This window comes from Undibacterium sp. 5I2, assembly GCF_035019605.1.
GTDB lineage: Bacteria > Pseudomonadota > Gammaproteobacteria > Burkholderiales > Burkholderiaceae_D > Undibacterium.
On record NZ_JASJVS010000066.1, the window covers coordinates 1 to 20246 of the forward strand.

The following is a 20246-nucleotide window of genomic DNA, read 5'->3' on the forward strand; positions in this document are numbered from 1 at the left end:
GCAGGAATGACGTGGCCACCAGTCAGGGTAATGATACCGACTCAATACCCTTTTGCGACAGCCTCTGAAGGCCGGGGTTTCAAACCCTAGTCAGATTTTTGATAAGCTTATTCTTAGTAAGAGTCCACTGCCAAGAGCGCGTATGATGTCAGCCTGATCAACCCTCACCGCCCCTAGCCATGCCCCGTTCCGCCTCCCAACTCAGCGGCTTGCTCGCAGCCATCGGTGCCGGCTTGCTGTGGGGCTTGGTGTTCATCACGCCTGTCTTGCTGCCTGATTATTCTGGGGTCATCCTGTCGTTCGGACGCTACTTGGCCTTCGGCCTCATTGCCATCTTGCCAGCCGCCTTCGATTTCCGTCGTCTGCGCCGCTTGCGCCGTGCCGACTGGTACTGTGCCTTGCGCTTGTCCTTGGTCGGCAATATGATTTATTACGCCGCCTTGGCCAGTGCGATTCAACTGATAGGCGCGCCGATCCCGACTATGCTCATCGGCACTTTACCGGTAGTCATCGCCATCAGCGCCAATTTGCTCGGTGCCGACCATGGCCAGCCTACTCCTTGGAAACAGTTGGCGTGGCCCTTGAGCTTGATCTTCTGCGGCCTCATGCTGGTCAATGTGGCAGAATTTGCGCACCCATCAGCTCCGCATTCTTACGCTGATTATTGGCAAGGCACGGCGCTGGCGCTGCTGGCCGTAGCGGCCTGGACTTGGTATCCGCTCATGAACAGCCGCCACTTGAAAGCCAATACGGCGCTGGCTTCCAGCACTTGGGCCACTGCGCAGGGCTTGTGTACCCTGCCGCTGGCCCTGCTAGGCTTTGCCATTTATGGCTTGATTCTCAAGCAAGCCGGCACGCTTCCCGCCAACTTCCCACTCGGAGACCAAGGCGTACAATTCATCAGCCTCATGCTGGTGCTTGGTTTTTTCGCCTCTTGGCTTGGCACTTTGCTATGGAACCATGCCAGCCATACGCTCCCGGCCAGCCTGAGCGGTCAATTGATCGTCTTCGAAACTCTGGCCGCCTTGAGCTACACCTTTATTCTGCGACAAACTCTGCCACCCCCCCCAATTTGCGCTGGCGTATTACTATTATGTGTCGGGGTAGCGCTGGCCTTAAGGCGCGTCCAGGCATCAGCGCCTCACTAAGTCTAAGCCCACCTCTCATTGGAATGCCATGCCTCCCCGCTCCCCTGTCAGATTCCTTGGCCTCGTGTCAATTTTCATTTCCTTGCTCGTATTCAGCGCCTGCAGTCCACGTTTCGATTGGCGCGAAGTGCGCGACAGCAAGGCACCGTTGCGAATTTTAATGCCCGCCAAAGCGCTGGCTTTCTCCGAATCCGTCAAATTAGCCGATCAAACACTGACCATGCATATGACTGCCGCCGAAGCGGGCCAAGTCAGCTTCGCTGTGGGCAGCGTGGAATTAAATAATCGCGATGATGGCGGGCTAGTCTTGGCGGCTATGCGCCAAGGCATGATCAAGAATATCCACGGCACGGTGACGAAAGACAGTGGCGGCCCCAACGGCGTACTCGAAATTATTGGTAGCTTGCAAAACGGTACGCCGGTCTTCATGGCAGCACGTTTTATTGCCCACGGACAATGGGTCTATCAATTAATCATTCTCGGTCCGCCGAAGAAAGTCACGCCGGAAGTGGTCGATACCTTCATGACTTCCTTAGTCCTCGAGTAAACCGCAAAAAGTGCGCAGAAAATCGTGTCAGGTGGCTAATAATTGGCACGCCCTTATGATAGGATTAAAGGTAAGCAACATCCCGGCCAGTACGGTCACCGCTGATCCGGATGTCCCAATACTACCTTCAAGGAACCTGACCATGCTGATCACATTTAAATCAAAAGCAGCCACCGAGATCACCATGTATAAAGAACACGCGCGGCGTATTCTGGAATTACTGCAAAAGGATGTCGACCGCGGCATTATTACACCGGCAGAATTGCCACATGCCATAGAAAAAATCGAAGCGGCGGTCGCCGACAGCAAGGCTCATCCAGTCTCCGACGAGGTCAGCCGCGACATCAATGCCCACCCGAACGACAACGGCGACGACCACGAACATGTCAAGCCGGAAGCGATCAGCTTTGCCACGCGCGTGTACCCGGTGCTCGAGATGTTGCACGCAGCGAACAAAATGCAACGCGAAGTCATGTGGGGGGTGTGACGCGTGAGCGCACATATCGACCACACCACTGAAACCGAACTGCACACCCCGGACGGGACGCGTCTGTTCATCCGTGACTGGCCGCTGCCGGACGATGCGGTGTGGCGTAAAGAAGGCGTCGTGATCATGCACGGCTTGGGCGAACACTGCGGCCGCTATGCCCACGTCGCACGCTTTTTCAATGCGCTCGGCTTTACCGTCCGTACCTACGATATGCGCGGGCATGGCAAATCGAGCGGGTCCTCCGGCAATGTGCCGGACGATGAAGCAATGTTGCGCGATGCCGAATTGGTAATCAAGGATTTCAGCGTCGATCTTGCCTGCGCGCCTATTTTGTTCGGCCACAGCATGGGTGGCTTGTTCGCGGCACGGTTTGCCTTGGCTGAAACAGCACCACTACGTGCCTTGATCCTATCTTCACCGGCACTGGCTTTGCATATGTCGGGGGTGCAACGCGGCTTACTGCGCATTGCCAGCCTGCTGTGTCCTTCGCTAGGTCTGGCCAATGGACTCAACACGCGCTATCTGTCGCATGATGCCGAAGTCATTTATGCCTACCGCAACGACCCGCTGGTCCATCCGCGTATCAGCGCACGCTTGCTCAATGCCATGATTTCAGCAATTGCCTATACACAACAAAAAGCCGCCACATTACACTTGCCAACCCTGCTGCTGGCGGCCGTCGATGACCATCTGGTCGACCCTGAGGGTAGTCGGCGCTTTGCCGCCGCCGCTGGCAATGCCTACCTGAGCACGCATTTCTATGCAGGTTTTTATCATGAAATCTTCAACGAGCTCGATCCCACTCCGGTCTTTGACGATCTGCGTACATGGCTTGAAGTACAACAAATTTCCCCCTTGATGCAGCCAGAAGCCTGATACAGTGTCATTGTGTGACGATAAAGCATCACCATCACTGGTGAAAAGCCTAAGATGACTGTTACACTGACAAGCAAGCCTGAACCACCTGCAATGTTGGCATGTATGTCTGCTCGCAGCCGGCTTCCCTGAGCCGCTGCGCAGCCTGCTCGAACAGCACGCCACGCACTTTGTCTCAATAAAAGCAGCAGCACTCGAAGCGCCTTACCGTATTCCGGTCCGAGACCGGATCACAGATAGCCCGGCCTAGCCGGGCCTGAAAACATTTCATATGCAAGAAAAAACCAGAAAAATCCTTGGAAAACCTGTCTTGACCAAACCCGCCCTTCGACCCGCTGTCATCGAAGCGCCGCTCTCGGAACTCAAGACCGACTCATTGGCATTCAGCCTCAGCGGTGCCGCGCAAGCGGTCGCCAGTGTTCTCGAAGGTATGGCCTTGCCACAGGCGCTGGCGAAAGTATTTGCCCAGACCCAGGCTACGCCACAGGCTCGCGGGGCAATCCAGGATATTTCTTACCGTACCATGCGCCAAGTAGGACGCGTCGATGCCCTGCTCAAAAGCATGACCAACAAAGAGCCGGAACCGGCCATGTTATACAGCTTACTCTGTTGCTCGCTGACACTCTTAGTGAATGCCGAGGATGGCACGGCCGCGCCGTATGAAGACTTTGTCGTGGTCGATCAAGCCGTCACCGCCGCCACCGCCAGCCCGCACATGGTGTTTGCCAAAGGCATGGTCAATGCCGTATTACGCCGATTTTTACGCGAAAAAGATGAGTTGCTCAAACTGGTGATGAAACAACCGGCAGCACTGTGGAATTACCCACAATGGTGGGTAGATCAAACTAAAACTGCCTATCCGAGCGACTGGCAAGCCATCTTGACGACGGCCAATCATGCGCCGCCGTTGACCCTGCGCGTCAACCAGCGGCGCAGCAACTGCGGCGCTTATTTGGCCATGTTAGACCAAGAGCAAATTGCTGCCAGTCAAATTGGACCGAATGCGATTCGATTAGGCAAAGCCTTGCCGGTCGCCCAGATTCCCGGTTTTGCTGATGGCTTGGTTTCAGTACAAGATGCTGCAGCGCAACTTGCTGGGCCCCTGCTCGATCTGGCCGATGGCATGCGCGTACTCGATGCCTGCGCCGCTCCGGGTGGCAAGACCTGCCATTTGCTGGAACTGGCCGATATAGAACTGCTGGCACTCGACATCGACAGCTTGCGCTTGGCCAAAATTGAAGACAATCTGCTGCGCTTGCAGCTCAGTTGCGCCGTTAAAGCCGGCGATGCCAGCCGTTCCACCTGGTGGGATCAGCGCCTGTTCGAGCGCATTATTGCGGATGTGCCGTGCACCGCTTCGGGCGTAGTACGACGCCACCCAGACAGCCGTTGGTTACGCCGCAAAACCGATACGGCGCAACTGGCAGCCCTGTCGTCGCGCATACTCGACAATTTATGGCGCATGCTGGCACCGGGTGGCAAGATGCTGATGGTGACGTGCTCGATCTGGCCGCAGGAATCCGAACTGCAAGCGGCTGCCTTTGTCCAAAAACACAGCGCCATCCGTTTGCCGGCACCGGGCCAGTTATTACCGACCCTTGCCGATTCGTCTTCTGCAAACAACGAACATGACGGTTTGTTTTATGCCTTGTTCCAAAAGCCGCTGTAAACCTGACGAAAAGCAGGCTTGGCACGGTATCATTGACGGCCATGACTTTATTTTCGGATTGCATGTTCTCGCGCCTCACTGATACGCTGCGACTGTGGATACTTACCCTGCTGATAGCCACGCTGGCTATCGGTGCGGTGCCGTACGCGCGCGCCGCCGACGCCGAAGTCACTTCGGCCAAACTCGAAACGACCGAGGAAGGTTACCGCATCAGCACCAGCTTTGCGTTTGAACTCAGCCATGGCTTGGTCGATGCGATCGCGCGCGAAATCCCACTCTCCTTCACCACCGAAGTCGAATTAACGCGGCCGCGCTGGTACTGGCTGGATGAAAAGACCATACGCTCGGTTCAAACCGTTAAAATCGCTTACAACCCTTGGACGCGCCAATACACCGGCACCATCAACAGTGGTTTACAGCAAAATTTCTCTTCCCTCGAAGATGCGCTGGCATTGGTGCTGCGACCGCGCCGCTGGATCGTCGCCGACAAAGCCAGCCTGACCCCGGGAGCAGTCTACAATGTCGCCGTCAAGCTCAAGCTCGATCTCAGTTATTTACCGAAAACCTTTCTGATCACCTCACTCAACAACAGCGACTGGCGCCTGTCTTCGGATACCAAACGGTTTACCTTCAAGGCTGACGACAAGTGACGCGATTTTTACGGTATGCGCTCATCATTGGCGGCGCACTGATGAGTATTTTGCTCTTCCTGCTGACCACCGCATCGGATAATTCAGCCAGCTTCGAACACTATTACGGCTGGCTGCTGGGGGCCAATGCCGTCGTTGCACTGGCCTTGCTGGCCCTGATCGCCACGCTGTTACTGCGTTTGTTCAGCCGCTATCGCAGCCGCGAATTCGGCTCGCGCCTGATGACGCGGCTGGTGCTGCTGTTCGCGCTGGTCGGCATTTTGCCGGGTACGGTGATTTATGTGGTGTCGGTCACCTTTGTCTCGAAATCGATAGAATCCTGGTTCGATGTCAAAGTCGAATCGGCGCTCGATTCCGGCAAAAACCTCGGCTTGAGCGCGCTCGATTTTTTATTGGCCGATTTACAGAACAAGGCGCGTGATATGGCCGCCGAACTGGCCGTCCCCTCCGGTTCACGGGCGATACAACTGTCGCGCTTGCGCGAACGCGCCGGCGTGCAGGAAGCCACGATCGTCAACAGCAAAGGACGTCTGATTGCCGCCGCCAATCAGAATTTTGATCGCCTGGTGCCGGAACTGCCGAGCCTCGACATGCTGCGCCAAGCGCACAATTCGCGCATCTACGCGGCCACCGATGAATCGAGTGTGGCACCGAGCAACCGTCCCAACGACAGCGCCACCAACGGTGCGCAACGACCGGTGTTGGCACCGGAACCGAAAACCACCCTGCGCTCGCGCGTGGTAATTCAGTTGCAGGATAATGGCAGCGAATTGTCGCTGCAACGCGAAACCTATTATCTGCAACTGATCCAACCGGTACCCTCGAATATCGCACTGCATGCCGAAGCGCTGCGCAATGCCTCAAGCGAATACCAAGTCCGTTCGCTCGGTCGCGGCAGTCTCAAGACTATGTATATCTTTACCCTCACCTTAACTCTGTTGCTGGCGATTTTCGCTGCCATCACCAGTGCCTTTCTGATTTCAGGTGAACTGGCACGGCCGCTGTTGTTGCTGGCCGAAGGGACGAAGGCGGTCACCGAGGGGAATTTTTCGCCGCGTCCCATCGTCGCCAGCAGTGATGAACTCGGCAGCCTGACGCAGTCGTTCAATACCATGACGCGCCAATTATTCGATGCCCGCGCCGCCGTCGAAAAAAACCGCAGCGAACTCGAAAATGCCAAAGCCTATCTCGAATCGGTGCTGGCCAATATGTCGGCCGGCGTGATGGTGCTCGACCAAGCCGGCCATCTGGTCACCTGCAATGAATCGGTCGAACGCATCCTGCAGCGGCCACTGGAAAGTGAGATCGGCAAAGCACTGAGCGACATCAAAGGCATGCAAGAATTTGCCAGCGCCATTGACACCGCCTTTTCAGAACAGCATGCGCAATCGGCGGCCGGTGGGAAAAACGAACAGGAACAACATTGGCAGCAACAGATCGAGGTACCGCGTCCCGAGGCCGACCAGACCGTAGCGAGCGACCCTATGCCCGATCACGAAAAACAAAGTGTGACCCTGCTCGCGCGCGGCTCGCACTTACCAGTCGGCTCAGGCAATGGCTACGTGATCGTGTTTGATGATATCAGCAATATTATTTCCGCCCAACGCTCGATCGCTTGGGGCGAAGTGGCGCGCCGCTTGGCTCATGAAATCAAGAACCCGCTGACGCCGATACAATTGTCGGCCGAACGGCTGCAAATGAAATTGCAAGACAAGTTAAGTCCGGCCGATGTCGCCATTCTCAACAAGAGCACGCTCACTATCGTCAATCAAGTCTCGTCGATGAAACGCATGGTCGATGACTTCCGTGATTACGCCAAAACGCCGCCAGCGGTGCTGACACAACTCAATCTCGGCGAATTGATCGACGAAGTGCTGCATCTGTATTTGGCCGGCGATGACCGCGACATCATCCGCCTCTCGCTGGCAGCGAATTTACCGAAAGTGATGGGCGACGCCACGCAATTACGGCAAGTGATTCATAATCTGCTGCAAAATGCGCAGGATGCGGTGGCGGACAATACTAATCCCGACATCGCCGCACGCATCGAAGTCAGTACCGAGGTCGTGCGCTACAGTAGCAAAGGGCGCGACCAACAAACGGCAGTACGCTTGATGATCTGTGATAACGGCCCGGGATTTTCCAGCAAAATTCTGGCGCGCGCATTCGAACCATATGCCACCTCGAAACCGCGTGGGACAGGATTAGGGCTGGCAATGGTCAAAAAAATCATCGATGAACATGGCGGAAGAATCGATATTCAAAATCGCAGCGATACAAACGGTGCAAAAGTAGCGATTTTACTGTTAAAGTTAGCACCGGACGTCAATGCAGTATCAGCGCAGGTAAACACCTGACATTCCCGACAGAGGAATGCAGGTATAAAAAGGTAAAACTATAGGGGCAGTAATAGGGTTAATTTTATGGCAAATATTCTGGTCGTAGATGATGAAATGGGTATCCGCGAATTACTCTCGGAAATCTTGGGAGACGAAGGCCATGTCGTGCAGTTGGCAGAAAATGCACAACAAGCGCGCCTCGCCCGTCAAGAAGCAAAACCTGATCTGGTCTTACTCGATATCTGGATGCCCGATACCGATGGCGTGACTCTGCTCAAAGAATGGCAACGCGATGGCTTGCTCACCATGCCGGTGATCATGATGTCCGGCCACGCGACCATCGATACCGCAGTCGAAGCGACGCGCATCGGCGCGCTCAATTTTCTGGAAAAACCTATCGCTTTGCAAAAACTGCTCAAAGCAGTACAGCAAGGTTTGAGTCGGACTCAGGAACCACAGCGTCCAACCGTTCCGGCCTTGCGCGTGATTGGCAGCGATCATGGCAATGCCAATGTGCCACCAATGCTGAGCGGCACCGGCTTTGAAAACCGGCAATTCAGTAGCGCCACCGCCGCTGCAACACCGGCGAGTCAATTCGCCAGTTTGTCATTTGACTTGCCTTTACGCGAAGCCAGAGATGCATTCGAACGCATTTATTTCGAATACCATTTGCATCGCGAAAGCGGCAGCATGACGCGCGTAGCAGAAAAAACCGGGCTCGAACGTACCCATCTGTATCGCAAATTGAAACAGCTCGGTGTCGAATCGATCAAGTACGCCAAACGCGGCGAATAAACCGCCAGTGCCGCTGACGCTAGTCAGCGGCGGCAGCTACGCCGAACGTGAAAGCGCCATCGTCGCAGCCATCGCGGCGGCGCTGGACGGCCCGACGCAGCGCTGTGCCGTGTTGCTGGAGGGATTACCAGCCGGCGACTTCCTGTTACTCCCATCCGAACAATTAACGCTGACGCGCATCGCGCCCGGCTGCTTTTGCTGCATCGGCAATCTCACCTTGCGCGTGAGCCTGAACCGAATTTTGCGCAAAGGTACAGATCGTATTTATCTCGGCATTGCCAGCGATGCGCATCTGACTGCGATATTCGCTACTGTGCAACAATCTCCGTATGCGCAATTGCTGCTGGCAGATTCCGCTATTTCCTTGTAGACTGAACTGGTCCGCTATTGTGATTAATCTGATGGTGAGATAACTTGAAATCCGCTGCTTCAAGCACCATGTCCGGTATATCAGAGGAATTTTTTCTTCCTCCAGCCAGAAAGGATGCAAAAAATGAATCTCATTTATAACAGCGAAAATTACAGCGTCGTCGAATATGGCGCTGATGCCGAGCATGAAGCACTGCGTTTCGGCGGCTATGAAATCACCGACAAATCGGTACGTCGTGAGTGGTTCATCGGCGGTCCACAAGCAGTCGACTTTCGCCATGGCGTAAGCGAACTCATCGCCAGCGAGCCGAGCATGGAAGAGATTGATGAATTCCTCGCTCAGTACGACGGCTATATGGGCCAAAAAGTTTACCTCCACTGAAAGACAGCGGCGCTGCCCTCAATATGGCGGCTGCAATGGTGCGCATCACATCTATCGTATACGGCAACGTTGCGGTAGTGCTATCTTAGCTCTGAGGAAGATCTTGGAGAAGACAAATGATGCAAGTCATCGATTGGCTGAGCGGCTTGCGCCGGCTCACACCGGCCGACCATGCCGTGCTAGTCACCGTGGCGGCTGTACGCGGCTCGGTTCCGCGCGGGGTCGGCACGCGCATGTTGGTCACGGCCAACACGCAATACGACACCATAGGCGGTGGCCATCTCGAATGGAAGGCGCTCGCGTGCGCGCGCCTGTGGTTAGCCGAAGCGGGTAATCAACAAGAATCCCAACGGCAGCTCGACCTCGCGCTCGGGCCTAGCCTTGGCCAGTGTTGCGGCGGCTCGGTTCGCCTCCATTTAGAGCGCGTCGACCGCTGGTCGCCCGAGCAATGGCAAGAACAACTCCACACCTATCAGCATAGCCACGACGCCCACCCCCACCTGTATTTGTTCGGTGCCGGCCACGTCGGTACGGCACTGGTACGGGTACTGCAACAAGTACCGTGCCGTATCAGTTGGATTGATGAGCGCGACCAATTATTTCCCGCCGACTTACCGGCCCACATACAGTGCGAAGCCACCGATACACCGGAAAGCGTGGTCGCCGCGGCCGAAGCCGGTGCCTGCTTTCTCGTCATGACCCATCACCATGGGCTTGATCTGCGGCTGTGCGAGCAGATTCTGCGCCGCCGCGACCGCGCTTGGTTCGGCCTGATCGGCTCGCGCACCAAGCGCGCGCGCTTCGAACACCGATTGCGCGAACAAGGTATCGCCGCCGCACAGTTAGCACAGATGGTGTGTCCGGTCGGTCTGGCCGACATCGACGGCAAAGAACCGGGCGTGATCGCGGTCGCGATTGCCGCACAGTTATTGCAACTCTGGAGCAAACCTCCTACACTGCCGCAACTCTCAGAACAACAACAAGAAAGCTGGCATGACTAATCCTTTGCACCAATTCATACGCGGCTTACCGAAAGCCGAATTACATCTGCACATAGAAGGCTCGCTGGAACCGGAAATGATGTTTGCGCTGGCACTGAAAAACGGCGTCACCTTGCCGTATGCCGACGTCGAAGCCGTACGCGCGGCCTATGATTTTGCTGACCTACAATCCTTCCTCGATTTATACTATGCCGGTGCCGCGGTCTTGCTGACCGAAGAAGATTTCTTCGATTTAACCACGGCCTATATCGTGCGCGCCCGAGCCGATAATGTCCGCCATGTGGAATTATTTTTCGATCCACAAACCCATACCGAACGCGGCGTCGCCATAGCAACCGTATTTGCCGGCATCGCGCGCGCACTGCGTGTGGCCAAACAAGAACACGGTTTTTCCGGTAGCATGATCCTGTGTTTCTTGCGTCACTTAAGCGAAGCGCAAGCGCAAACGACGCTGATCGCCGCGCTGCCGCTGCGCGCTGCTTACGCCGATGTGTGGACCGGCATAGGGCTCGATTCTTCCGAACTCGGCCACCCGCCGGAAAAATTCGCCCGCGTGTTTGCCCAAGCGCGCCAGCAAGGCTTGCGCTTGGTCGCCCATGCCGGCGAAGAAGGTCCACCGGCCTATATCCATGCGGCGCTCGACGTACTGCAAGTAGAACGCATTGATCATGGCGTGCGCGCCAGTGAAGATCTGGCCCTGATGGATACACTGCGACAACGCCGCATGCCGTTGACGGTATGCCCCTTATCGAATCTGAAATTATGCGTCGTTGCCGATTTGCGTGACCACAATCTCGCCATGATGCTGCGCGATGGTATCTGTGTCACTATCAACTCCGACGACCCAGCCTACTTCGGTGGCTATATGAATAATAATTTCATCGCTGCGGCAGACGCCTTACAACTGACACGCAGCGAATTGCTTGAGCTGGCACGCAATGGTTTCGAGGCCGCTTTCGTCTCCGAACAACAAAAGCAAGTCTGGTTCGATGAACTCCATGCGTATGCCGGTAATCACTGACGATGGAATAGCCGCACGCCAAGCAGGCGAAAAACTGTTATGCTTTGAATACTTAATGGTTTAACCGAAAAGGAAGCCCGTGGGCTATTCGTTTACGCAACTGTTCCAAGACTTTTTCGGTTCGCGGCGCACGCCAGCGCCAGCTTTAATACCGCAGACACCACCACCGCCCGTGCTTGAGCGCGTCGCCAGCGAAGAAATTATCGTGACAGCGGCAGCCCCGCTGTTACAGATATGGCGTCCGGCATTGCCTGTCGATACACTTTTTTTCGATTGGATCATGGGCTATCCGAGCACTGCTGGCAGTGATCAGAATGAACAAAAGATCCTGCAAGCCCTGTATGCCTTCCTCGCGTCGGATCTCAACGATGCCGTGGTGGTGCCGCGCATGCCCAGTGTGATACCGCAACTGTTGGCCAGCATGCGAAATAAAAGCGTCGCCATCGCCGAACTGAGCCGCCTCATCATCAAAGATGTCGTGCTGGTGGCCGAAGTCATCAATGCCGTCAACAGCGCACTCTATAATCCGGCCGACCGCATTAACAGTCTCGATAAAGCCATCATGCTGCTGGGCGAAGAAGGCTTGCGCCTGGTGATCGCCAAAGTCGCGTTTCGTCCCATCATCAATCTCAGCGCTGGTCCATACACACGCCGTGCGGCACCACCGATTTGGCTGCAAGCGGAAAAATGCGCGCTCGCTTGCCATGCGCTGAGCACCAACGACGACGGCTTTTCGCCGTTCTTGGCGTTTCTGACTGGATTGATGAAAAACGTCGGCTTGATCGTCGCCTTACGTGTACTCGACAACGAATGCGGCGAGACCAAGCTGCGGTATTCTTCGGGCTTCCAACACGCCTTTGCTGCCGTGGCGGCCACGCTGTCCTACCGTATCGCCCGGCGCTGGGAATTCCCGCCCGAGGTAGTGCAAGCGCTGGAACTGCAAGCCGGTGGCAGCAGAGCAAAAACTTGGAGCCGACTCGGCGTGCTGCTGCACACCGCCGATCTGCTGAGTAAAATGCGGATCTTGGTCAATCAGGGCCAACTCAGCCACAACGACGGACAACTGACGCAAGGTTTGCCCGTCGCAGAAACCCAGTGTTTTTTAACTCTCAACGAATTGCAGCTGTTTGAACTGCAGCACATCGACGCGCCACGCTGAATCGGCTTTTACCCTGCGCAGTGCCGGGCTTTCTTGCTAAAATACATCAGCGCCCGCCACTTCGGTTGGCCGCCCCTAGAATGGAATGCTTATGCAGATCACCCCGCTCGGTCAGCTGACCAAGGATGCAGACAATGACTGGCTCGTCAGCACAGCCGTGGCAGTGGCCGCGCTCGATGGCCAAGCTTGCCGGTTTCTGCTGGAAGGCTATGAAAACGACCCGGCACCGGCCGACTTCAGTACGGCCATCAGCCACTTTCTGGCACTCGACCCAAGTGCCTTGCGCACAGTCGAAGACGCGATCTACGCGTATTACCAAGATTGCCGCCAACTCGCACCCGAACTCGGCCGCGACATCGCTGAGGCCAGCGCGGTTTGGTCGCATATCAGCTATGGCGACGAAGTCTTAGTCTGTCGTCGCGCGCAAGGTGACCAAGCGCTCTACCTGCTGCTCGAATGCGACTGTGACTGGGCCCCCGAAGAAGGCTTGCAGCTTATTTTCAAAGAAGGTAGCCACGTCAGCCGGGTCGGACCGTTTGATGATTTTTTAAGCAATGGCGACTATTACGGTTTGCCGGAACTCGACGCCGTGGTATACCAAAGCCGCGCCTGATTACCCGCATTAAAAAACCCGCCGCACAGCCTCGACTGTGCGGCGGGTTTTTTTTCGGCAAGCGGTTTCAGAACTTATGACGTATGCCCAGTGCAACGCTGGTCGCACGATCGGCGCTACTGATTTTATCGCTCATGGCAACGGCATACACATCGGTGCGTTTAGACAAAGGATAGTCATAGCCGGCCGAGAAGGTATCGCGTTTCAAATCGCTGCCCACCAAGCTGCCACTGCGTTTAGTATCGGCAAAGGCCAGCAGGATATCACCGCCAGCGACCGGCACTTTGGCACCGAGGCTATAGGTTTTATCATCCATGTTACCAGCCAGTGTGCTTTCATCCTTGCTGGCTGAATATGTGGCAAACAATTTGACGACGCTGAGCTCGTAACTACCGCCGACGAACCAAGTTTTTTGCCCATTGATAGCGGCATAATTAATCGGCGCGGCAGTGGCATCGATGATAGCGGCCGCACCAAGTGGATTACTGACTTTGACTTGGTGGTAATACGCCGTCAAGGCCAAAGGACCATTGAAGTACAGGGCATTGACACCGACGTTGTTGCTGCCGCTGTCGCCGGCTTTTTCACCGAACTGATAATGGAAATTAGCGCTCAAGCCACTGAAATTAGGCGTACTGTAAATGATTTCATTGCTCCAACCGGAATCACCGGCGGCCGAATTGGCCCAAGTGCGTGCAGCAAAATTACCGCTAGGCACATAGGTATGCAATACCAGCGGTGACAAGTTGAAGGAATCGCCAAAGGGATTGAAAATCACCACTGGCAGGAAACTCGGTGCCAGATTACGACCGAGAGAAACTTTACCGAAAGAACCAGACAAGCCGACGTTGGCGTCACGCGAAAACATGGTATCGCCACCGAAGCGACCGGCCGCGCCTGTGTCGGCCTGCAAGAAGCTGGTCAAGGCGAAATCGGCTTTGAGACCGCCACCCAGATCTTCCACCCCTTTAAACCCTAACCACGAGGTCGTCATGCCGCCACTGCTGACAGCGGCCGTACTGCCCTTGTCGCCACTGAATTTAACGGAACCGAGCGAGACATCAACCAGGCCCTCGACCGACACCTGCGATTGCGCCGAAGCAGAAGCAGCGAAACTGGCAGCCAGCGCCAGCAGCAGGGTTTTAATAGGAAATTTCATCTTGCGTCCTTGGTAAGGTGGTATAAAAAAAATTAAAGCTCTTATCCGTCTCAGGATGATTCGGCGATCTTATCGGCCAAGCGAAAGCCGGCAATGGCAATGATTTGCTCGATGCAAGCGGCCATTTCACTGGCTGGGCTGGCCTCTATACGACGCGCAAAATTGGCGATGATACTGGCTCTGTCATGCCCGCGTACCGCGAGAATGAAAGGAAAAGTGAATTTCTGTTGGTAAGCCGCATTGAGTGCATGCAATTGCTCATATTCTTCGCGACTACATTGATCCAGCCCTACTCCGCTTTGCTCACTGCTCGAGGCTGCCGTCAGCTCGCCGCGCAAAGCCGCCTTGCCCGCTAATTCAGGATGCGCGCGGATCAGCGCCAATTGTGCTGTTTCACCTGCAGTGCGCAAGGCCTCAGCCATGGCAGCATGCAATTGCGCCACGGAAGCAAACGGCCTTTGCCCGGCCACCGCCGCAGCGAGCCATGGTGAATGCTCAAATATATCGGCCAAGCTGGCGACGAATTCATCGCGCGAACAAGCGTTAAGCCAAGTCAATTGCACCGCTGTTGCCATCATCACATTCCCCCTGCTTGAAATGGATGCTGTGCCATCCAGTGTTGTGCAATATCGATACGGCGACAAATCCAAACTTGTTCATGCTCTTGTACGTAATCGAGAAAGCGTTGCAAAGCGCGGAAGCGTCCTGGTCGGCCCAACAAACGACAATGCATACCTACCGACAACATCTTCGGTGCCGCCAATCCATTCGGATCGCCTTCGGCATACAAAACATCAAAACTATCTTTAAGGTAAGTGTAAAACTGCTCACCGGTATTAAATCCCTGCGCCATAGCAAAGCGCATGTCATTGCAATCGAGCGTGTACGGCACCACCAAATGCGGCAGGCAACGGCCATCACTGGTATTGACTTGCGTCCAGAACGGCAAATCGTCGCCGTAATAATCGGCATCATAAGCAAAGCCGCCATGCTCGACCAGCAAGCGCCGCGTATTCGGTGAATCGCGCCCGGTATACCAACCCAAAGGTGCGCTACCGCTTAAATCGCGCATGATCTGCACGGCCTCTTGCAGATGGGCGCGCTCCACCGCCTCCGGCACGTTTTGGTAATGAATCCAACGCAAGCCATGACAAGCGATCTCATGCCCGAGCTCGGCGCAGGCTTGCGCCAGCTCAGGATGGCGCTGCAAGGCCATGGCAACACCAAACACGGTCAGCGGTAAACGTCTTTGCTCAAACTCGCGCAACAGCCGCCACACCCCGGCGCGCGAACCGTATTCATACATCGATTCCATCGACATGTGACGATCCGGGTAAGCCGCCGCACCGACGATTTCCGATAAAAATTGCTCGGAAGCTGGATCGCCGTGCAGCACACAGTTCTCCGCTCCCTCTTCATAATTCAACACAAATTGCAGTGCGATTCTGGCCTGCTGCGGCCAGTGCGGATGCGGTGGCTGCCGCCCATAGCCATGCAAATCGCGCGGATACGTTGTCGTCGTTATCATTTATTTACTCCGTGCCGGTCCAAGCACTGCACTCAGATCAAAGCTAGTGTTTTTCGGGGTACGGCAAGCACACTCATGCAAGTGTTGTGCCATTTCCTGCAAAGCCATTTTTTTATCTCCACGCTGCAAGGCATCGACCACCCGTAAATGCTGATCGAAGGAGCACGGCTGGGTACCGCCGCTGTCTTGATTCGAAATCATCAAGGTCGTGCGCGACACCAGGCGACGCAACATATCGACCAATACGGCATTGCCGCCCATGCGCGCGAGTTCGATATGGAAATCGGCTGACAAGCGTATCCACTGCGGCCGGTCGCCTTGCAAATAAGCGGCGCGCTCACGCTCAACCATGGCGCGCAAGCTCAGCAAAGCGGCAGCATCAGGCTGCTGCAAGACTTTTTCCAGCGCCAATTGCTCCAAGTTTTGGCGCAACTCGAACATATCCTGCGCCTCTTTTTCGCCCGGACTGGCAATAAATGCACCACGATTGGGCAACAGATCGACCAAACCGTCGGCCGCCAGTTGCGTCAGTACTTTACGCACGCTGTGGCGTGCCATGGCATAGATTCGGCTTAAGGATAATTCGGTCAGCTTGGTGCGAGCGGGCAGGCGGTGGTCCATGATCGCATCATAAATATCGCGATACATGACTTGCTCGCCGGCGGGAGCGGCACTGCCCTCGTCGGCACAATCGGTAACAGTAGGAGAATACGGCATGGAGCGACCAAGAAAGCGAAAAGAAGAGAGACCATTTAATCATGATTGTCGACAATATGAAAAATAGAAAATCGATAAACACACTATTCTGTTGTTGAATCGTTCTTAAGCAATTGTTTTGTCAGTAATTTATTTGACAGTAACAAATTTTCAGGACTAAGATTGTCGACAATATTTTTTATTTTTTGTCAGCAAGGAGGCTTATGGGACGCTTAACCACGCATGTGCTCGACACTGCCCACGGCCGCCCCGGACGTGCGGTGGCGCTACAGTTATACCGGCTCGTCAGCGATGCACCACGCACTCTGCTCTACACCGGCTGCACCAATGACGACGGCCGCTGCGATCAAGCCTTACTCGAAGGTGCCGCCATGCAAAGTGGCATCTATGAACTCGATTTCGACCTCGGCGCGTATTACCACGGACTCGGCTTGGCGCAAACCGAACCGGCGTTTCTCGGCATCGTCACGCTGCGCTTCGGCGTCGCCGATCCGACTCAGCACTACCATGTACCGCTGCTGGCGACACCTTGGAGCTATTCGACTTACCGCGGCAGCTAATTGGCCGCCGGAACACAAGAAATGGAATGGAATGGAAGCTTATTTACTCGACTGCGCCAATTTGCTCTTACGCTGGCTGCATCTGATCGTCGCGATCGCCTGGATAGGCTCATCGTTTTACTTCGTTTGGCTCGATAATCATCTGACTCCGCCGAGCGACGAATCCTTGCGCCGCCAAGGCGTGGCCGGTGAATTGTGGGCCGTGCATGGCGGCGGCTTTTACAATCCACAAAAATACCTGGGAGCACCACCAGCCTTGCCGGCCAAATTGCACTGGTTTTACTGGGAATCGTACAGCACCTGGCTCTCCGGTTTTGCGCTCTTTACCTTAATCTATTTGAGCAATCCGCGCAGCTATCTGATCGATACCCGCGTCGCTGACCTCACGCCGAGCATCGCCGTCGCTGCCGCGCTCGGTATCTTGGTAGCGGGCTGGCTGCTGTATGACGTATTGTGCCGTTTGCTGCGCAAAAACGACCGCGCGCTGTCGCTTGCCATCGTCGCCCTGGTGGTCGGGATGAGCTGGATCAACTGCCACCTGTTTTCCGGTCGTGCCGCCTTTCTCATCAGCGGTGCCATGCAAGCCACCATCATGAGTGCCAATGTGTTGTTTTGGATCATCCCTGGCCAACGCAAAGTGGTCGCCGCCATCCAAGCCGGCCAGCCGATTGATCCTATCCACGGCCAGCGCGGCAAGCAACGCAGCGTGCACAATACCTACTTCACCCTGCCGGTGTTGTTTGCCATGCTATCGAATCACTACAGCATGACCTACAGTGCCGAACACAATTGGCTGGTGCTGGTACTGATCATGCTGGCTGGGGTATTGATACGCCAATATTTTGTGCTGCGCCATAAAGGTCAACAACGACTGGCCTTACCCTTAGCTGCCTTAGCCCTGTTGGCCATCACCGCCGTGCTGATGGCACCAGCGCCAGCACCGGCAACGACAGCAGCGACGGCCGCAGCCCCGGCGACAGAACGCTACGCGGCAGTTCGTCACATCATCGAGCAGCGCTGCATACAATGTCATTCGGCACACCCGAGCCTGATGGGCGTGGCGGCGAAAGGTTTGCTGCTCGATAATGATGCCACCATACTCGCCAAAGCACCTTTGATTTATCAACAAGTGGTACAGCAAAAAATCATGCCATTAGGCAACCTCACCAACATCACAGACCAAGAGCGGGCCACCATCGGCGCTTGGTATGAAGCCGGTGCCAACGCGGCGGCAAAATAACTACAGAAAGTACAAATGGCTATCCTTGACACCGACCCGCACGCTCCCGATTTTTGCCGACGCTATCCAAACTTGGCTGACCCACGCTGCGGTGCCAAAACCATCGCTTGCAGCGACGATTTTTTTGCCGAAATGGCACGCATGCTCAACCCCGATCCAGCCGTCTTCATAGCGGGTAAATACGATGCCAACGGTAAATGGATGGATGGTTGGGAATCACGCCGCAAGCGCGTCAGCGGCCACGATTGGTGCATCGTTCAACTCGGACGGGCGGCGCAACTCAAAGGGGTCGATATCGATACCAGCCATTTCACCGGCAACTATCCGCCGGCGGCCGGGCTGGAAGCGGCCTTTCTCGCCACTGGCGAGCCCGATGCCACGACGCTCTGGCACAGCGTCTTGCCGGCGGTAGATTTGCAAGGCAATAGCCACCACTACCATGCGATTGACGATGAGCGCGTTTTCACCCACCTGCGCTTGAACATCTTCCCCGATGGCGGTGTCGCGCGTCTGCGCGTGTATGCGCAACCGTATACCGACTGGCGCGCCGCCGCCCGCGATACGCTGTATGATTTGATCGCGCTGGAAAACGGTGGCCGCGTAGTCGCCTGTAATAATGAACATTTCGGTTTGGCATCGAACATGCTTTTCGCCGGGCGCGGCACGAATATGGGCGATGGCTGGGAAACTCGGCGGCGGCGCGAGCCTGGCAACGACTGGTGCATCATCGCGCTGGCCCAGCCTGGCGTGGTGCAACAGATTGAAATCGATACCTGTCATTTCAAAGGCAATTACCCGGACCGCTGCACGATCCAAGCCGCTTTCGCGCCTGCCGGTACCGATACGGCCTTGATCACCCAAGCAATGTTTTGGTCCGAGCTCTTGCCGGTACAAAAATTACAGATGGACCGGCAGCACTACTACAGCGATGAAATTATCGCGCTCGGGCCAATCACGCATATTCGCGTCAATATCTTTCCCGATGGGGGCGTATCGCGTCTGCGCTTATTCTGTCAGCTCGCATAATGCCATCGATCGAAGAAGCTGCCCCCATGCCATCGCTCTTAACAATTCAAGAACTCAATCGTGCTGCCTTCGCACCATTCGGCGAAGTCATCACGACCGAGGGCGCACGCCATTACCCTATCAATGATGGCAGCACCGAACGCTACCATGCACTGGCAAAGGCCGACACGGCCGATGCCGGCGGTGAGGCCATCCTCAGTTTATTTCGTGCCACCCCGCGCACGCTACCCTTAGCCATCACCATCATGGAACGGCATCCGCTCGGCAGCCAAGCTTTCATACCCTTGAGCCAAGATTGCGATGACAGCTATCTGATCGTCGTGGCACCTGCTGGTGAATTTATTGTCGAACACATGCAAGCCTTCATTGCACGCGGCTGGCAAGGTGTCAATTATGCCAAAGGCGTCTGGCACCATCCACTCATCGCGCTCGGGCGCGTCAGTGATTTTCTGGTGCTTGATCGCATAGGGCAGGGGCAGAATTGTGATGAAGTGAAACTCGATGGCCATTTTGTGCTGGCGCTCACTGACCCCCTACCGGCATGTCCTTGAGCAAACGGCGCTGGTCGCGGTAATGTGGAGATTTTCTCAGGCAAAAAAAATAGCCCGCTAAGAGCGGGCTAAAATCCAAAACCTCAGGAGGTGTTGGAGGAGACAGGTACGACTATATCGCAGCGCAACAAATCTTCCAAGGCCTATTTTTGCATATCTACCATTCATAATGTGAATATCTGAACGTAGCGGCTAGTGCGAAGGGCCTCCAGGCACGGCAATGACAAAATTGTGAGCAACTGAATGGCTAGTCGCTCGCCGTCCGCAACGGGCAGAGCTCGCGATTCTAAGCAATTCTTGGCGTCGTCATTTCGCAGATTTTCTCAGGCAAAAAAATAGCCCGCTAAGAGCGGGCTAAAATCCAAAACCTCAGGAGGTGTTGGAGGAGACAGGTACGACTATATCG

At 55.4% G+C, this 20246-nt stretch carries 22 protein-coding genes; 18 read left to right on the top strand and 4 right to left on the bottom strand.

The features are described from left to right. Positions 1 to 179 precede the first annotated feature (179 nt). From QN359_RS17055 to QN359_RS17120, 14 genes are all read left to right on the top strand, one after another. Positions 180 to 1148, top strand: coding sequence for a DMT family transporter (locus tag QN359_RS17055; protein WP_322250124.1), 969 nt, complete (start codon positions 180 to 182; stop codon positions 1146 to 1148). Between the two features lie 64 nt (positions 1149 to 1212). After that, on the top strand, positions 1213 to 1695 hold the full coding sequence (locus tag QN359_RS17060) for a hypothetical protein (protein ID WP_323493350.1): 483 nt from the start codon (positions 1213 to 1215) through the stop codon (positions 1693 to 1695). Between the two features lie 142 nt (positions 1696 to 1837). Further along, a complete protein-coding gene (locus tag QN359_RS17065; protein ID WP_322250126.1) occupies positions 1838 to 2182 on the top strand; it encodes a DUF1840 domain-containing protein in 345 nt (114 codons plus the stop codon). A gap of 3 nt (positions 2183 to 2185) precedes the next feature. Next, entirely contained in the window at positions 2186 to 3061 is an 876-nt protein-coding gene (locus QN359_RS17070) for an alpha/beta hydrolase (protein ID WP_322250127.1), read from the top strand. Between the two features lie 310 nt (positions 3062 to 3371). After that, positions 3372 to 4730, top strand: a complete 1359-nt coding sequence (gene rsmB, locus QN359_RS17075; RefSeq protein ID WP_322250128.1) for a 16S rRNA (cytosine(967)-C(5))-methyltransferase RsmB — start codon at positions 3372 to 3374, stop codon at positions 4728 to 4730. 41 nt (positions 4731 to 4771) lie between these two features. Next, entirely contained in the window at positions 4772 to 5380 is a 609-nt protein-coding gene (locus QN359_RS17080) for a DUF4390 domain-containing protein (RefSeq protein WP_322250129.1), read from the top strand. Continuing rightward, on the top strand, positions 5377 to 7737 hold the full coding sequence (locus QN359_RS17085) for a sensor histidine kinase (protein WP_322250130.1): 2361 nt from the start codon (positions 5377 to 5379) through the stop codon (positions 7735 to 7737). Before QN359_RS17080 ends, QN359_RS17085 begins: the two co-directional genes overlap by 4 nt. Positions 7738 to 7803: 66 nt before the next feature. After that, positions 7804 to 8514 carry a response regulator gene (locus QN359_RS17090; protein WP_322250131.1) on the top strand — a complete coding sequence of 237 codons (711 nt, stop codon included), beginning with the start codon at positions 7804 to 7806 and terminating at the stop codon, positions 8512 to 8514. Between the two features lie 7 nt (positions 8515 to 8521). Continuing rightward, complete coding sequence (locus QN359_RS17095) at positions 8522 to 8884, top strand: GTPase (RefSeq protein ID WP_322250132.1); 363 nt, start codon at positions 8522 to 8524, stop codon at positions 8882 to 8884. 123 nt (positions 8885 to 9007) lie between these two features. Then, positions 9008 to 9265, top strand: coding sequence for a DUF3567 domain-containing protein (locus QN359_RS17100; RefSeq protein ID WP_322250133.1), 258 nt, complete (start codon positions 9008 to 9010; stop codon positions 9263 to 9265). Between the two features lie 116 nt (positions 9266 to 9381). After that, positions 9382 to 10266 carry a xanthine dehydrogenase accessory protein XdhC gene (gene xdhC, locus QN359_RS17105; RefSeq protein ID WP_322250134.1) on the top strand — a complete coding sequence of 295 codons (885 nt, stop codon included), beginning with the start codon at positions 9382 to 9384 and terminating at the stop codon, positions 10264 to 10266. Beyond that, positions 10259 to 11287 carry an adenosine deaminase gene (locus tag QN359_RS17110; protein WP_322250135.1) on the top strand — a complete coding sequence of 343 codons (1029 nt, stop codon included), beginning with the start codon at positions 10259 to 10261 and terminating at the stop codon, positions 11285 to 11287. The genes xdhC and QN359_RS17110 overlap by 8 nt, the downstream gene beginning before the upstream one ends. Positions 11288 to 11366: 79 nt before the next feature. After that, a complete protein-coding gene (locus tag QN359_RS17115; RefSeq protein ID WP_322250136.1) occupies positions 11367 to 12446 on the top strand; it encodes an HDOD domain-containing protein in 1080 nt (359 codons plus the stop codon). Positions 12447 to 12537: 91 nt separating this feature from the next. Beyond that, complete coding sequence (locus tag QN359_RS17120; RefSeq protein ID WP_322250137.1) at positions 12538 to 13059, top strand: DUF6985 domain-containing protein; 522 nt, start codon at positions 12538 to 12540, stop codon at positions 13057 to 13059. A gap of 67 nt (positions 13060 to 13126) precedes the next feature. Here the strand turns inward: QN359_RS17120 and QN359_RS17125 are convergent, their stop codons facing one another. Genes QN359_RS17125 through QN359_RS17140 form a run of 4 tightly spaced genes read right to left on the bottom strand, consistent with a single transcriptional unit; the run spans position 13127 to position 16463 of the window. Beyond that, positions 13127 to 14218 carry a porin gene (locus tag QN359_RS17125; RefSeq protein ID WP_322250138.1) on the bottom strand — a complete coding sequence of 364 codons (1092 nt, stop codon included), beginning with the start codon at positions 14216 to 14218 and terminating at the stop codon, positions 13127 to 13129. A 50-nt stretch (positions 14219 to 14268) separates the two neighbouring features. After that, positions 14269 to 14796 carry a 2-oxo-4-hydroxy-4-carboxy-5-ureidoimidazoline decarboxylase gene (gene uraD / locus QN359_RS17130; protein ID WP_322250139.1) on the bottom strand — a complete coding sequence of 176 codons (528 nt, stop codon included), beginning with the start codon at positions 14794 to 14796 and terminating at the stop codon, positions 14269 to 14271. Continuing rightward, the gene (gene puuE / locus QN359_RS17135) at positions 14796 to 15743 is read right to left on the bottom strand and encodes an allantoinase PuuE (protein ID WP_369124412.1); all 948 of its coding nucleotides are present in this window, start codon (positions 15741 to 15743) and stop codon (positions 14796 to 14798) included. The genes uraD and puuE overlap by 1 nt, the downstream gene beginning before the upstream one ends. Positions 15744 to 15746: 3 nt before the next feature. Then, positions 15747 to 16463 (bottom strand): GntR family transcriptional regulator, encoded by a 717-nt coding sequence (locus QN359_RS17140; RefSeq protein ID WP_322250141.1) that lies wholly within the window; start codon positions 16461 to 16463, stop codon positions 15747 to 15749. Between the two features lie 203 nt (positions 16464 to 16666). Between QN359_RS17140 and uraH the strand changes: the two genes are divergently transcribed. Genes uraH through QN359_RS17160 form a run of 4 tightly spaced genes read left to right on the top strand, consistent with a single transcriptional unit; the run spans position 16667 to position 19840 of the window. Continuing rightward, positions 16667 to 17023, top strand: coding sequence for a hydroxyisourate hydrolase (gene uraH / locus QN359_RS17145; protein ID WP_322250142.1), 357 nt, complete (start codon positions 16667 to 16669; stop codon positions 17021 to 17023). 31 nt (positions 17024 to 17054) lie between these two features. Further along, positions 17055 to 18263 (top strand): urate hydroxylase PuuD, encoded by a 1209-nt coding sequence (locus QN359_RS17150; RefSeq protein WP_322250143.1) that lies wholly within the window; start codon positions 17055 to 17057, stop codon positions 18261 to 18263. 15 nt (positions 18264 to 18278) lie between these two features. Continuing rightward, positions 18279 to 19289 (top strand): allantoicase, encoded by a 1011-nt coding sequence (alc, locus tag QN359_RS17155; RefSeq protein WP_322250144.1) that lies wholly within the window; start codon positions 18279 to 18281, stop codon positions 19287 to 19289. A gap of 26 nt (positions 19290 to 19315) precedes the next feature. Beyond that, complete coding sequence (locus QN359_RS17160) at positions 19316 to 19840, top strand: ureidoglycolate lyase (protein ID WP_322250145.1); 525 nt, start codon at positions 19316 to 19318, stop codon at positions 19838 to 19840. Positions 19841 to 20246: the final 406 nt, after the last annotated feature.

Excerpts from the sequence above, each read along its gene's own strand:
- QN359_RS17055 (WP_322250124.1), top strand. The coding sequence starts at position 180 with ATGCCCCGTTCCGCCTCCCAACTCAGCGGCTTGCTCGCAGCCATCGGT.
- QN359_RS17065 (WP_322250126.1), top strand. The coding sequence starts at position 1,838 with ATGCTGATCACATTTAAATCAAAAGCAGCCACCGAGATCACCATGTAT.
- QN359_RS17080 (WP_322250129.1), top strand. The coding sequence starts at position 4,772 with ATGACTTTATTTTCGGATTGCATGTTCTCGCGCCTCACTGATACGCTG.
- QN359_RS17090 (WP_322250131.1), top strand. The coding sequence starts at position 7,804 with ATGGCAAATATTCTGGTCGTAGATGATGAAATGGGTATCCGCGAATTA.
- QN359_RS17100 (WP_322250133.1), top strand. The coding sequence starts at position 9,008 with ATGAATCTCATTTATAACAGCGAAAATTACAGCGTCGTCGAATATGGC.
- xdhC (WP_322250134.1), top strand. The coding sequence starts at position 9,382 with ATGATGCAAGTCATCGATTGGCTGAGCGGCTTGCGCCGGCTCACACCG.
- QN359_RS17110 (WP_322250135.1), top strand. The coding sequence starts at position 10,259 with ATGACTAATCCTTTGCACCAATTCATACGCGGCTTACCGAAAGCCGAA.
- QN359_RS17120 (WP_322250137.1), top strand. The coding sequence starts at position 12,538 with ATGCAGATCACCCCGCTCGGTCAGCTGACCAAGGATGCAGACAATGAC.
- QN359_RS17125 (WP_322250138.1), bottom strand. The coding sequence starts at position 14,218 with ATGAAATTTCCTATTAAAACCCTGCTGCTGGCGCTGGCTGCCAGTTTC.
- uraD (WP_322250139.1), bottom strand. The coding sequence starts at position 14,796 with ATGATGGCAACAGCGGTGCAATTGACTTGGCTTAACGCTTGTTCGCGC.
- QN359_RS17140 (WP_322250141.1), bottom strand. The coding sequence starts at position 16,463 with ATGCCGTATTCTCCTACTGTTACCGATTGTGCCGACGAGGGCAGTGCC.
- uraH (WP_322250142.1), top strand. The coding sequence starts at position 16,667 with ATGGGACGCTTAACCACGCATGTGCTCGACACTGCCCACGGCCGCCCC.
- QN359_RS17150 (WP_322250143.1), top strand. The coding sequence starts at position 17,055 with ATGGAAGCTTATTTACTCGACTGCGCCAATTTGCTCTTACGCTGGCTG.
- alc (WP_322250144.1), top strand. The coding sequence starts at position 18,279 with ATGGCTATCCTTGACACCGACCCGCACGCTCCCGATTTTTGCCGACGC.
- QN359_RS17160 (WP_322250145.1), top strand. The coding sequence starts at position 19,316 with ATGCCATCGCTCTTAACAATTCAAGAACTCAATCGTGCTGCCTTCGCA.